The organism is Streptomyces chumphonensis, from assembly GCF_014779715.1.
GTDB lineage: Bacteria > Actinomycetota > Actinomycetes > Streptomycetales > Streptomycetaceae > Streptomyces > Streptomyces chumphonensis.
In genome coordinates, this window is the sequence record NZ_JACXYU010000002.1 from 20,416 (window position 1) to 33,696 (window position 13,281).

At 75.7% G+C, this 13,281-nt stretch carries 7 protein-coding genes; 3 read left to right on the plus strand and 4 right to left on the minus strand.

Annotated elements, in window-relative coordinates; genetic code table 11:
* Positions 1-22 precede the first annotated feature (22 nt).
* From IF129_RS05380 to IF129_RS05390, 3 genes are all read right to left on the minus strand, one after another.
* Positions 23-3,640 (minus strand): hydantoinase B/oxoprolinase family protein, encoded by a 3,618-nt coding sequence (locus tag IF129_RS05380; protein WP_191208314.1) that lies wholly within the window; start codon positions 3,638-3,640, stop codon positions 23-25.
* A gap of 31 nt (positions 3,641-3,671) precedes the next feature.
* Positions 3,672-4,799 (minus strand): glycosyltransferase family 4 protein, encoded by a 1,128-nt coding sequence (locus IF129_RS05385; RefSeq protein ID WP_191208315.1) that lies wholly within the window; start codon positions 4,797-4,799, stop codon positions 3,672-3,674.
* Between the two features lie 110 nt (positions 4,800-4,909).
* A complete protein-coding gene (locus IF129_RS05390) occupies positions 4,910-6,409 on the minus strand; it encodes a HEAT repeat domain-containing protein (protein WP_191208316.1) in 1,500 nt (499 codons plus the stop codon).
* Positions 6,410-6,707: 298 nt separating this feature from the next.
* On the opposite strand from IF129_RS05390, the gene IF129_RS05395 reads away from it, so the two are divergent.
* Positions 6,708-8,195: a PP2C family protein-serine/threonine phosphatase gene (locus tag IF129_RS05395; RefSeq protein WP_191208317.1), complete on the plus strand. Its 1,488-nt coding sequence runs from the start codon at positions 6,708-6,710 to the stop codon at positions 8,193-8,195.
* 15 nt (positions 8,196-8,210) lie between these two features.
* Here IF129_RS05395 and IF129_RS05400 read toward each other — a convergent pair whose 3' ends face one another.
* Complete coding sequence (locus IF129_RS05400) at positions 8,211-9,695, minus strand: DNA-binding protein NsdB (RefSeq protein WP_191208318.1); 1,485 nt, start codon at positions 9,693-9,695, stop codon at positions 8,211-8,213.
* Positions 9,696-9,948: 253 nt separating this feature from the next.
* Here IF129_RS05400 and IF129_RS05405 point away from each other — a divergent pair, with 253 nt between their 5' ends.
* Positions 9,949-11,064: an aminoglycoside phosphotransferase family protein gene (locus IF129_RS05405; RefSeq protein ID WP_191208319.1), complete on the plus strand. Its 1,116-nt coding sequence runs from the start codon at positions 9,949-9,951 to the stop codon at positions 11,062-11,064.
* Positions 11,065-11,249: 185 nt separating this feature from the next.
* The gene (locus IF129_RS05410; RefSeq protein WP_191208320.1) at positions 11,250-13,268 is read left to right on the plus strand and encodes an N-acetylmuramoyl-L-alanine amidase; all 2,019 of its coding nucleotides are present in this window, start codon (positions 11,250-11,252) and stop codon (positions 13,266-13,268) included.
* Positions 13,269-13,281 lie beyond the last annotated feature (13 nt).

A 13,281-nucleotide genomic window follows, 5' to 3' on the forward strand; every position in this document is an offset into this window, starting at 1 on the left:
CCGCGCAGGCCCGGGGCATGCGTCAGGGCCGGCCGTACCCTCCGCCGCCGGGTGTCTCGACGACGAGCACGTCGTCGGCGCCGAGGTCCACCGAGGCGACGCCGTCGAGCGGTGTCACCGTCCCGTCGGCCCGTTCCACGCCGTTGCGTCCGGTGGCGCCGGGGGCGCCGCCCGCCATGCCGTAGGGCGGCACGCGGCGGTGGCCGGTCAGCAGGGCGGCCGTCACGGGTTCGAGGAAGCGCAGCCGCCGCACGACGCCGTCGCCGCCCGGCCAGCGGCCCGCGCCGCCGCTGCCGGTGCGGAGGCGGAACTCCTCGACGCGCACCGGGTAGCGCCATTCGAGGACCTCGGGGTCGGTGAGGCGGGAGTTGGTCATGTGGGTCTGGACGGCGTGGGCGCCGGGGAAGCCGTCGCCCGCTCCGGAGCCGCTGGCCACCGTCTCGTAGTACTGGACGCGGTCGTTGCCGAACGTCACGTTGTTCATCGTGCCCGAGCCCTCGGCCTGGACGCCGAGGGCGGCGTACAGGGCACCGGTGACGGCCTGCGAGGTCTCCACGTTGCCCGCGACCGTGGCGGCCGGGTGGGCGGGGGCGAGCATGGAGCCGGCCGGGATGCGGACGGTGAGCGGTGTCAGGCACCCGCTGTTGAGGGGGATGTCGTCGGCGACGAGGGTGCGGAAGACGTACAGGACGGCGGCCATGACGACCGAGCTGGGCGCGTTGAAGTTGTCGTCGCGCTGGGGCGAGGTGCCGGTGAAGTCCACTTCGGCGCTGCGGTGTTCGCGGTCCACGCGGAGGGAGACGGCGATCACGGCTCCGCTGTCCGTCGTGTACCGGCAGGAGCCGTCCCGCAGCCCGGCGATGATGCGCCGCACGGACTCCTCGGCGTTGTCCTGCACGTGCCCCATGTAGGCGCGTACGACGTCGAGTCCGAAGTGGCCGATCATCGCCCGGATCTCGCCGATGCCCTTCTCGTTGGCGGCGATCTGCGCGCGCAGGTCGGCGAGGTTCGCGTCCGGGTTGCGCGAGGGGTGGGGGCCCGCGCCGAGCAGGGCCCGGGTCTCGTCCTCGCGCAGCACGCCGTCGCGGACGAGGAGCCAGTTGTCGAACAGGACGCCCTCGTCGTGGACGGTGCGGCTGAAGGCGGGCATGGAGCCGGGGGTGAGGCCGCCGATCTCGGCGTGGTGCCCGCGCGAGGCGACCAGGAACAGCAGCTCGGGCGGGCGGGCGGCGTCGGCCGTCCCCGGCTCGGCGAAGACGGGGGTGACGACGGTGACGTCGGGCAGGTGCGTACCGCCGTGGTACGGGTCGTTGATCGCGTACACGTCGCCCGGCCGCATGGTGCCGTGGTTGCGGCGCAGCACCTCCTTGATGGACTCGCCCATCGACCCGAGGTGGACGGGGATGTGCGGGGCGTTGGCGATGAGGTTCCCGTCGGCGTCGAAGAGCGCGCAGGAGAAGTCCAGCCGCTCCTTGATGTTGACGGAGTGGGCGGTGTTCTCCAGGCGCAGCCCCATCTGCTCGGCCACGGCCATGAACTGGTTGTTGAAGACCTCCAGCTTCACCGGGTCGACCTCGGTGCCGACGGCGGTGGTGCGGGGCCGGGGCGCGGCCCGGGTGACGACCAGGTGCCCCCACTCCCCCGCACCCGCCCGCCAGCCGTCGTCGACGACGGTGGTGGCGTCGGGTTCGGCGATGATCGCCGGGCCCCGGACGGTCTCGCCGGGACGCAGGTCCGCGCGCCGGTAGAGAGGGACCTCACGTGGTCCCTCGGGCCCGTGGGCTCGGACCCGCGCGGCCGGGACCGGCCCGCCCGGGCGGGCGGCACGCGCGTCGCGGTGCGGCGTGTACGCGCCGGCCCGGGCGGTGGCCAGGGCGACGGCCGTGGCCGCGACGAGCGGCTTGCCCATGGTGAACCCGTACCGGGCGCGGTGGGCCGCCTCGAACGCGCCGCGCATCGAGGCGAGGTCGCCGAGCTCGACGGGCAGGGCGGCGTCGGTGCCCGCGTAGCGCAGGTGCACCCGGGCCCGGGTGGCGACGTCCCGCGCCGCGAAGCCGTCCGCTCGCAGCTCGGCGGCGGTCTGCTCGGCCAGTTCCGCGCAGACCCGCACGACGGCGGGCAGCGTGGCGTCATCCAGTTCGGCCTCCACCGATCGCTCCCGCATCGACGTCGCGTCGGCCACCCCGATGCCGTAGGCGGACAGCACGCCGGCGAGCGGGGGCACGAGGACGGTGTCGATCCCCAGGGCGTCGGCCACGGCGCAGGCGTGCTGGCCGCCCGCGCCGCCGAACGCGGCGAGGGCGTAGCGCGTGACGTCGTGGCCGCGTTGGACGGAGATCCGCTTGACGGCGTTGGCCATGTTGAGTACGGCGATCTCCAGGAAGCCGGCGGCCACCTCCTCCGGGGTGCGCCGGTCCCCGGTGGCGGCGGTGATCTCCTCCGCGAGGGCGGTGAAACGGCGCCGGACCTCCGCGGAGTCGAGCGGCTCGTCCCCCTGTGGCCCGAAGACGTGCGGGAAGTGCTCGGGCTGGATCCGCCCGAGCATCACGTTGGCGTCGGTGACGGTCAGGGGGCCGCCCCGCCGGTAGGCCGCCGGTCCCGGGACGGCTCCGGCGGAGTCGGGACCGACGCGGTAGCGGGCGCCGTCGAAGTGCAGGACGGACCCGCCGCCCGCGGCGACGGTGTGGATGTCCATCATGGGCGCGCGCATCCGCACCCCGGCCACCTCCGCGTCGAAGGTCCGCTCCAGCTCCCCGGCGTAGTGCGAGACGTCGGTGGACGTGCCGCCCATGTCGAAGCCGATGGCCCGGTGGTGGCCGGCCTCGGCGCAGCTCCGGGCCATGCCGACGACGCCGCCGGCCGGACCCGAGAGCACGGCGTCCCGGCCGCGGAAGTGCGCCGCCTCCCGCAGGCCCCCGCCGGACTGCATGAACATCAGGTTGACGCCGCTGAGCTCGGCCGCCACCTGCTCGACGTAGCGGCGCAGCACCGGGGACAGGTAGGCGTCGACGACGGTCGTGTCACCGCGCGGCACGAGCTTGATGAGCGGGCTGACCTCGTGGGAGCAGCTGACCTGGGTGAAGCCCGCCTCGGCCGCGAGGCGGCCGACCTCCCGCTCGTGGTCGGGGTGGCGGTAGCCGTGCAGCAGGACGACGGCGGCCGAGCGGAAGCCGTCCGCCCGTACCTCCCGCAGGAGCCGCGCCGTGGCGGCGGTGTCCAGCGGGGCGACCGGTTCGCCGTGGGCACCGACGCGTTCGGGGATCTCGACGACACGGTCGTAGAGCGCTTCCGGCAGCACGATGTGCCGGTCGAAGAGGCGCGGGCGGTTCTGGTAGGCGATGCGCAGCGCGTCGCGGAACCCCGCGGTGGTGAGGAGGACGGTCGGCTCACCGGTGCGCTCCAGCAGGGCGTTCGTCGCGACGGTGGTGCCCATCTTGACGGCGGCCACGCGGTCGGCGGGCACCGGCTCCCGCGGACCGAGCTCCAGCAGGCGGCGGATACCGGCCACGGCGGCGTCCCGGTAGCGGCCGGGGTCGTGGGACAGCAGCTTCGCCGTGACCAGCCGCCCGTCGGGCCGTCGGCCGACGACGTCGGTGAAGGTGCCGCCCCGGTCGATCCAGAACTCCCAGCGTCCGCTCATCGCCCCATCGTGTCAGGTGGGGCGCGGCCGGTCAGACGGGAAGGCCGGCGCGGGCGTCGCGAACCTGCTCGTAGTGGACGAGGAGCCGGTCGCCGACCGCCTCCCAGGTGCGCGCGGCGACACCCGCCCGCCCGGCGTCGGCCAGCCGGACGCGCAGCGCCGGGTCGTCGCGCAGGGCGCAGACGGCCTCCCGTACGGCGACGGCGTCGCCCGGAGGCGTCAGGAGCCCGGTGCGGCCGTGGTCGATCAGGTCCAGCGGGCCGCCGGACGCCGGCGCCACGACGGGCACCCCGCTGGCCTGCGCCTCCTGCACGGTCTGGCAGAACGTCTCGTACGGGCCGGTGTGGGCGAAGACGTCCAGGCTGGCGTAGATGCGGGCGAGTTCGGCCCCCGTGCGGCGGCCGAGGAAGACCGCTCCCGGCAGCGCCGCCCGCAGGGCGGGTCCGCTCGGTCCGTCGCCGACCACGACGACCCGGGTGCCGGGCAGCTCGCAGACCTGGGCGAGCAGGGCGACCTGCTTCTCCGGCGCGAGCCTGCCGACGTAGCCGACGAGCAGTTCACCGCCGGGCGCCAGAGCACGGCGCAGTCCCGCGTCGCGGTGCCGGGGGTCGAACCGGGTGGTGTCCACGCCGCGCGGCCACAGGTGCACCCGGGGCACGCCGTGCGCGCCCAGCTCGGCGGCGGAGGCCGTGGAGGGCGCCAGGGTGCGGTCGGCCGCGGCGTGCACGGCCCGGATCCGCCGCCAGGCCGCCGCCTCCCCGGCCCCGAGGTAGGTGCGGGCGTACCCGGCCAGGTCCGTCTGGTAGACGGCGACGGTGGGCAGGCCGAGCCGGGCGGCCGCCGCCATGCCCCGGACACCGAGCACGAACGGTCCGGCCAGGTGGACGAGATCGGCGCGGTGGCCGGCGAGGGCGGCGGCGAGGCGGCGACTGGGCACCGCGACGCGCACCTGCGGATAGCCCGGCAACGGCAGGGAGGGGACGTGCACGACGGGGGCGGGCCCGTCGGCACGGGGGTGGCGGGCCCCCGGGGGCGGGGCCGGGGCGACGACGAGCGGGGCGTGGCCGCGCCGCTCCAGGTGCCGGGCGGTCTGCCAGGCGCTGTGGGCGACGCCGTTGACGTCGGGCGGGTAGGACTCGGTGACGATGGCGACTCTCATACGGGGTTTCTCGCCGCCCCGTGCGTGCCGGGGGCGGCGACGGCGTGTCCGGCAGCGGAACGCACCGTGAGCGCTTGCCCCCGGCGCGGCGCGGCGTACCCCGTCCCGGTTCAGCAGCCGCTCTGCGCACCCGGTTCGAGCCGGCCGCGCACGGCGCTCTGGACACCGGCCTCCTCGGCCGGGTCCGCGGCCAGTCGGCGCAGCCGTTCCACGACCCGGTCGTCGCCCGTGGTGGCGGCGCGCGCGGCGACCTCCCGGGTGGACTCCTCGCAGTCCCACAGGCACTCGACGGCGAAGGAGGCCGCGAAGGCCGGATCGGTGGCGGCCAGGGCCCGTGCCGTGCGGCCGCGCAGCTGCGAGGAGGTCGTCTCCCGGTAGAGGTGCCGCAGCACGGGCGCGGCGCAATGGACCCGGAGCCGTCCGACGCCGTCCACCAGCGGCCACAGGGCGTCACTGTCGCAGCCCGCCGCCCGCACGGTGCGCCGCAGGGCCGCCAGGACGGCGTCGGCGTCCCGGGCGTCGCCGCGGCAGGCGAGCATCGCGGCGGCCTCCACCCCGAGGACGTCGTCGCGGCCCGCCCAGCGTCGTGCGCGTACGACGGCGGCGCCGTCGCGCATCCGGGCGAACGCGGCGGCGGCGGCGGCCCGCACCACCTGCGGGGAGCCGTCGGCCACGGCCGACTCGACGAGGTCGAGGGCCTCGGGGTCGCAGCCCTCCGCGAGGTGACGCAGGGCGGCCTGGCGGGCGGTGTCGGTGCCGCCGCGGGCGGCGGCCAGCAGCGCGGGCCGGTCCTCCGGCCCCGCCACGGCCGCCAGGCAGCGGGCCGCCGCTGCAGCCCGCTGCTGCCTGGCGAGATCGGGGTCGAAGGGCTCGGCGTCCGCGGACTCCTCGCCGGGCGGAGTCGGCGGTTCCTCCGCCCAGGCGAGGACTTCGCGGACGCTCCAGCCGGGGCGGGGGCCGGCCGAGCGGAGCTGGCGGGACCAGCGGTCGAAGGAGTGCCGCTCACGGGCCCGGGAGAGGCGCTCGCGCTGCTCGGGGCGGGTGGGGTCCTCCTCCCACAGACGCCACGGGCGCGGCTCGAACGCCCCGCGCAGGGCGTCGGCCAGCTCGGCGTCGCCGTCGGGGGTGCGGGGGAAGCGGCTGAGGACGGCGGGGCCCAGCCTGCGCAGTGCGGCGTCGTCGTCGCGGACGGCGAGCTCGTCCAGGGCCCAGGGCCAGTTGGCGCCCCGGGCGGTGTACTCGCGCAGCAGCCGCAGCGCCCCGACGTTGCCGTAGGAGGCGAGGTGCCCGAGCACGGAGAGGGCGAGCCCGGTGCGCTCCTCCCGGGTGTCCAGCTGGTCCTGCGCCGAGAAGAGGTGGGCGGCGACGGCGTCCAGCCCGGCGTCGAGGTCGCGGTGCAGGCGGGCGTAGTACAGGGAGCGGTGCTCGACCTGCCAGTCACGGCGCGGGTCGTTGGCCAGGCAGTGGTGCAGGGCGGCGAGGGCCTCGGCACGGGGCGCCGCCAGCGCGTGCAGGGTGCCGTCACCACGGCCCCGCTGCAGCAGGCCGAGCAGCGTACCGCTGGGCGCTATGTCTGGATCGACGTATTGGCCGAGATTTTCCGCGTACATAGAGGTCAGCATCCGGTGCGGGGTGAGTGGCTGGCAACGGGATTTCCGTCGGAGGGCTTCTTGCCGGTGAGACGGCCGCCCAATCCCGCGTGCCGGGGCGGGCGCCGAGGCCGCAGCCTACTGGAGGAGCGGATTCCGCCGGGCCGGGGTGGGACGTCCCGCCAACCGTTGGCACATGCCGAAGGCAACACCGTATCGGGTGTTGCCAAACGGCTTACGGCAGGTCGCGGTCTGTGCAAGAGTCGTTACCGGACTCTTCCCCGGCGCACGCCGCTCACTGCTCGTATCGGAGTACGCGATGCCCTCACACTCCTCGGCGGACAGCCCGGCCGCGCCGGTGCCCGGTCCCGGCACCCTGGACACGTTGATCTCGCGCACGCACAGCCTGCGCGGCGAGGTCGACGCCGTCCGCCGCGGGGCCGAGCAGGAGGAGGGGGGGCGCGGCACCGATCCGGAACGCCGCTGGCAGCGCGCCCTGTGCGACCTCGCCATGCTGCATCTGGACGACCTGGGCCTGCGGCTCGACCAGCTGCGCGACGGGCTGTCCACCGCTCCGGCCGGTCCCGAGGTGGCGGACCCCCCGGCCGTGTGCGCTCCGCCGCCCGCCCCGGCGGAGCGGGTGGGCAACGCCGAGTGGAACTTCCTGACCGACGAGGTGGACTGGTCCCCGGAGCTCTACACGATCTTCGGTCGCACGCCCGAGACCGGCCCCCTGCCGCTCGACGAACTGCCGACCTGGCTGCTCCCCGACGACCAGACCTGGTTGATGGGCGCCGTCACCGACTGTCTCGTCGACGCCCGGCCGATCGACGGCGAGTTCCGCATCCTGCGGGACGACGGAACGCTGCGCACCCTCCACATGCGCGGCGAACCCGTCCTCGACGCCGAGGGGCGCGCCGCCTCGGTCTGGGCCGTGGTGCGGGACGTCAGCACACTGCGCCGAGGGGAGCGCACCGCGCGCGAGTCCCGCGATCTGGTGCGGCAGCAGCGTCAACTGGCCCGCACCGAGCGCCGACTGGCGGTCGAGCTCCAGGAGGCCGTGCTGCCCCCGTGGCGGGAGGAGCTGCGGCTGCCGGGGCCGCACGGCTCCACCGGCGGCGGCCTCGACCTCGCCGCGCGCTACCTGCCGTCCGCCTCCAACGACCTCATCGGCGGCAGCTGGTACGACGCCATGGCCCTCGGTGACGGCTCGACCCTGCTGACCGTCGGGGACCTCACCGGGCACGGCGTCGAAGCGACCTCCGGCATGGCGACGCTGCTCGGCGCCGTGCGGGGACTGGCGCTGGCCGGGGTGCGTCCGGGCCCGCTGATGGGGCACCTCAACCAGTTGCTGGACGGGGCGGCCCAGCCCGCGCTCGGGAGCGCGGTCTGCTGCCGCTACGATCCGCGCACGGCGACGCTGACCTGGGCGCAGGCCGGAAACCCGGCGCCCGTCCACTACCGCGCCGGGCACGGGCGCCGGCTCGATCCGCCCGAGGGCGTGCTGCTGGGTGCGACGAGCGGCGCCGTCTACGCCGAGCACCACGAACGGCTCGCCCCCGGCGACCTGCTGGTGCTGCACACGGACGCCCTCGCCCCGCACGCCCCCTTCCCCGCCCCGGACGGAGCGGACGCCACGCCCCGACTCCTCGGGCTGGGCGGCCGGCTCACCGCGGCGCGCTCCGCGCGCGAGGGCCTGCGGCTGGTGGTGGAGGAGTTCGGCGGAGCAGCACGCGAGGACGACGCCTGTGCCCTGATCGCCCGCGTGCCCGTCCCGCTGCCCGGGGCGCCCGCGCCCGGCAGGTGACGTCCCCGTGGCGGATCAGACGTCGAGACCTCCCGGGCTCCTGACCGCGGCCGTACGCGGCTTGGCGGGGGCCTTCGGCAGGGCGTACTCCAGCTCCTCGCGCAGGCTCTCGATCTTCGGGTAGCCGGCGTACTGGGCCGTCAGCCGGTACATCTCCCGCAGCCGGTCCCAGGTGCGGTGCGAGGAGGTCTCCCCGATCGACACCAGGGCGAGCCGTGCGTAGCGGTCCGCCTGCTCCGGGTCGTCGGCGATGAAGCACGCCGAGGCGAGCGAGATGTAGTCGAAGATCTGAGACCGCTGGTGCCCCTTGCCCCGCAGCTCCAGGGCCCGCTTGGCGTGGAACTCGGCGGTGCCCGCCGCGCCGGGGTCGTGGTCGGCCAGCGTGCGGAACGCCAGCGCCTGCATGCCGTGCAGGTCGGCCTCGTCGAAGTTCTGCATCCAGCCGGGCGGCGGCACGTCCCCCCGGTCGGAGGTGAACAGCTCCTCCGCCTCGCCGAGGGTGCGGCGCATGGCCTGGCCGCGCCCCATGGACGCCTGGGCCCACGCCTCGATCGTGTGCAGCATGGCCTGGGTGCGGGGCAGTGTCTCCCCGCCCGAGCCGGAGCGTGCCAGCTTCATGAGGTCGAGAGCGTCCCCGGGCCGGCCGAGGTGCACCATCTGGCGTGCGGCCCGGGAGAGCGCCTCACCGGCGCGCGGCCGGTCGCCGCCCTCCCGGGCGGCGTGGGTGGCGAGCACGAAGTACTTCTGCGCGGTGGGTTCCAGGCCGACGTCGTGCGACATCCACCCGGCCAGGACGGCCAGGTTGGCGGCGACGCCCCACAGTCGGCGCTTCAGGTGCGGCGGGTGGTCGGTGGCGAGCATGCCGCCGACCTCGTTGAGCTGCCCGACGACGGCCTTGCGCTGGAGCCCGCCGCCCCGGGAGGCGTCCCAGGCGCGGAAGACCTCGACCGAGCGTTCCAGGGCCTCGATCTCCTCGGCACCGACCGGTGGGACGTCGTCGAGGTCGAAGGCGGCGTGTTCGGCGGTGGCCGGACGGCCGGCCGGGGCTCCGGCCGGGTCGCTCCGCAGCCAGTCGTTGAGGGAGTTGTGGAGGGCTGATCCTGCGGCGAGCGCGGCACCCGCGCCCACCAAGCCGCGTCGGTTGAGCATGAGGTCCATTCCCGTGAATTCGGTGAGGACCAGGGCGGTCTGATCAGGAGCCCACGGCAGGCCGGTCACGGACTGCCGCCGGGCCGATGGCCCTGATCTGCCGAACCCGAGGTCCTCGATGGTCACGACACGGCCGAGTCGCTCGGTGAACAGAGAGGCCAGCACCCTGGGAACGGGATCGCGCGGGCTCTCGCCCCGGTCGATCCAGCGCCGCACCCGCGAGGTGTCCGTGGCCAGTTGGAGGTGCCCCATGGCCGCAGCGTGCCGGTTGACCATCCGGGCGAGTTCGCCCTTGGACCATCCGGTCAGCTCGAACAGATCCGCGAGACGGGTGTTGGGTCCTTTGTTCACGTCAAGCCCCCAGGTTCTCGGCTGAGTTGACAGTAACGGCCCGAGCGGGGGCCGGGAGCATTCGCCAGGGTTTCGCCAGGGTCCGCCACATGGTCTGCCACCCGCTGGGCGGTGTGATGTAGAAGAGCGCCGCCCCGGCTCTGTCGCCGTCCGGTGACCGACCGGCATTCCCCAGGGTGCGGGACCCGCCGGACGCGGGCCGGACCGGGGCTGCGCACACACCTGTCGGCGCACGAAGGGATCCGGCTCGCGCATGTATCACGCAACGTCCCCCGTGTCCGCCCCGCCCCGGACCGGCCTCACCGCGCACCTCCCCGGCGCGGGGGCCCCGGAGCGATCGCACCGGGTCCGAGGACCCGTCCCGCTGGGCGGCCGCCAGCCGATCAGCGGGAGGCTCGACCTGTCCGGTGCCCAGGGCGCACGCCTGCGCTCCGCCCTCGCCCTCGTCCACCGCATCTGCCCGGACTTCCGGGCCGTGCAGGTACTGCGGCACAGCGGCCGCTCGGCCCTGCTGGTGGGCAACATCGGGCGCACCCCGGCGGTGGCGAAGTGCTTACTGGACCACTCCCCCGCGTGGGCCGAACGGTACCGGCACGAAATAGCGGCGTACCGGGCGTTCGTCCGTCACCGCCCGCCGGTCCGGGCGCCACGGCTGGTCGCGGCGGACCCGGACAGCTGCACCCTCGTCATCGAGCGGATGCCCGGCCGTCCCGCGGCGTTGCAGCGCCACCCCTCGGCCCCGGTGCCCGCCGGCGACGTGCGGGCGGTGCTGGGCGCGCTGAGACAGGTGAACGCCTGGCAGCCGCCGGCCGGACTGTTCGAGCAGCCGCTGGACTACGGCGCCCGGCTGACCCGCTACCACGACCTCGGCCTGCTCACCGACCGGGACATGGGCGACCTGCACAAGCTGCTGCACAGCGCGCTCCAGGGCGGCGGCCAGTCGGCCCGGCAGTTCTGCCACGGGGACGCGCTGCCCGCCAATGTCCTGCTCGCGCCGAGCGGCCCCGTCCTGGTCGACTGGGAGCACGCGGGCTGGTACCTGGCGGGGTACGACCTGGCGACCCTGTGGTCCGTGCTGGGAGAGGCGCCGCTGGCGCGGCGGCAGATCAGCGTCATCGCGCAGGCGGCGGGTCCGGCGGCGCAGGACGCCTTCCTGGTGAACCTGATGGTCGTCCTGACCCGGGAGATCCGCAGCTGCGAGACGGCGGTCCACCGCACGATGCGGAGTCCGGCGCCGGCCCCCGGGACGAGCGTCGAGCGGGACGGCGCGTTGTCGGCGGGCGAGGAGCAGCGTCTGCTGCTGCGCCGGCTGCACGACGACGTGGCCCTGGCCCGCCGCGCGGTGCGGGCGGCGGTCGGCACGCGCTGACGGGCGGACGGGCTGCCTGGGGCACGGTGACGGAGAGGATGACGCAGACGGGAAGAAACGTTCCCTGAAGGTCATCGGGCGGGACGGCGCGCGGTCGACGGTGTTTGACGCACCGTCGACCGCGCGTTACCTGTGAGGCAGGCGGGCCGCCACCCCCACCTCCGGGCCCGCGCCAGGAGGCCGTCGTGCCAGGTACCGCTCCCTCCCCCCGCCCCCCGAGCCGCCCGCCGCACCGCCGTCGGGAGCGGCGGCCGCGCAGGGCGGCCGTCGGCGTCGTCACGGCGGCACTGCTGCTCCCCCTGGTGTCGGCACTCCCGCCCGGCGCTCCGGGTGACGCCGCGGCAGGCGGCCGGGACGCCCTGCGGTCCGCCTTCACGGAGGCGGCCGGACGCCACGGGGTGCCGGAGAACGTCCTGCTCGGCGTGGCGTACCTGCAGTCGCGGTGGGACCAGCACGGCGGGAGGCCCAGCGTCTCGGGCGGCTACGGGCCGATGCACCTCACCGACGCCCGCACCGCACTCGCCCGCTCCCGGCCGCACCACGGGAACGGCACCGAGGACCCGCGCGGGGACACGGCACGCCCCCACCGCACCGGCCCCCGTCCCGTGCCGGACGCCCGCCGACCGCCCGTCCGGCTGCGCACCCTGGAGCGGGCCGCCCGACTGACCGGCCTCCCGCCGGAGCGGCTGCGCGGCGACGCGGCCGCCAACGTGCACGGTGGCGCGGCGCTGCTGGCCGCCGCCCAACGAGAGCTGGGCCGGCCGCTCAGCGCGGACGCCGCCGACTGGTACGGGGCCGTCGCCGCCTACACCGGTGCGGCGGAGGAGGGCGGCGGGACCTTCTTCGCGGACGAGGTGGTCGCCCTGCTGCGCCGGGGTGCCGCCCGCACCACCGACACCGGCCAGCGGGTGGTGCTCCCCGCCTCCCCCGGGCTGCGCCCCGTACGCGGGGAGCGGGCCGGAGCCGCGCGGGAGAGCACGGCCGCCGAGTGCCCGAGCGACCTCTCCTGCTCCTGGGTGCCCGCTCCCTACGAGGAGTTCCGGGGCGACGACGGCTCCCCCGACTACGGGAACCACGACCAGGCCGAGCGCCCCGCCGGGCAGCGGATCCGCTACATCGTCGTCCACGACATCGAGGGCTCCTACGAGAGTGCCCTCTCGCTCGTGCAGGACCCCACCTACGTCTCGTGGCACTACACGCTGCGCGCCTCGGACGGGCACATCGCCCAGCACGTGCGAACCGAGGACGTGGCCTGGCACGCCGGGAACTGGTTCGTCAACAGCACGTCGGTGGGGCTGGAGCACGAGGGCTTCCTCACCGACCCGGACGCCTGGTACACGGAGGCGATGTACCGGTCGTCCGCCCGCCTCGTGCGCCACCTGGCAGAGCAGAACGACATCCCGCTCGACCGGCACCACGTCCTGGGCCACGACAACGTACCGGGCGTCACGACGGCGGCGATCCGGGGCATGCACACGGACCCGGGCCCCTACTGGGACTGGGCGCACTACTTCGAGCTGCTCGGCGCCCCGTTCACCCCGGCGGAGCGGACGGGGTCGGACACCGGGCTGGTCACCATCCGCCCGGACTACGCCACGCACCGGCCCGTCTTCACGCGGTGCGACGGCACCGGCGCGAGGTGCCCGGCGCACGGTTCGGGCGCGGTGCGGCTGCACACCGCGCCACGGGCCGACGCGCCCCTCGTCCGGGACGTCGGGCTCCACCCGGACGGCGGCCACGCGACCGACGGGGTCAGCGACATCGGAGCCCGCGCCTCGACCGGGCAGACGTACGCCGTGGCCGGACGCGAAGGCGACTGGACGGCCATCTGGTACCTGGGGGCGAAGGCGTGGTTCCACGACCCGGCCTCCCGCCCGGCCGCCGTACCGGCACGCGGAACGGCGGTCACCCCCCGGGCGGGCGCGGACTCCGTTCCGGTCTACGGGCGGGCCTACCCGCAGGCGGATGCCTACCCGGACGGCGTCCCGCCCCAGGAGGTCTCGCCCCTCCCCTACCGGCTGCGGGCGGGGCAGCGGTACGCGGCGGGGCCGCGGGTCCCGAGCGAGTACTACGTCGCGCGGACCTTCGACCCCTCGGGCCACGTCGTCGTGCGGGGCGAGCCCTACCGGCAGATCCAGTTCGGGCACCGGACGGCGTTCGTCAGGGCGGCCGACGTGCGGCTGGTGGAGGCCGGGGAGCGGTGACGGCTCCCCGGCC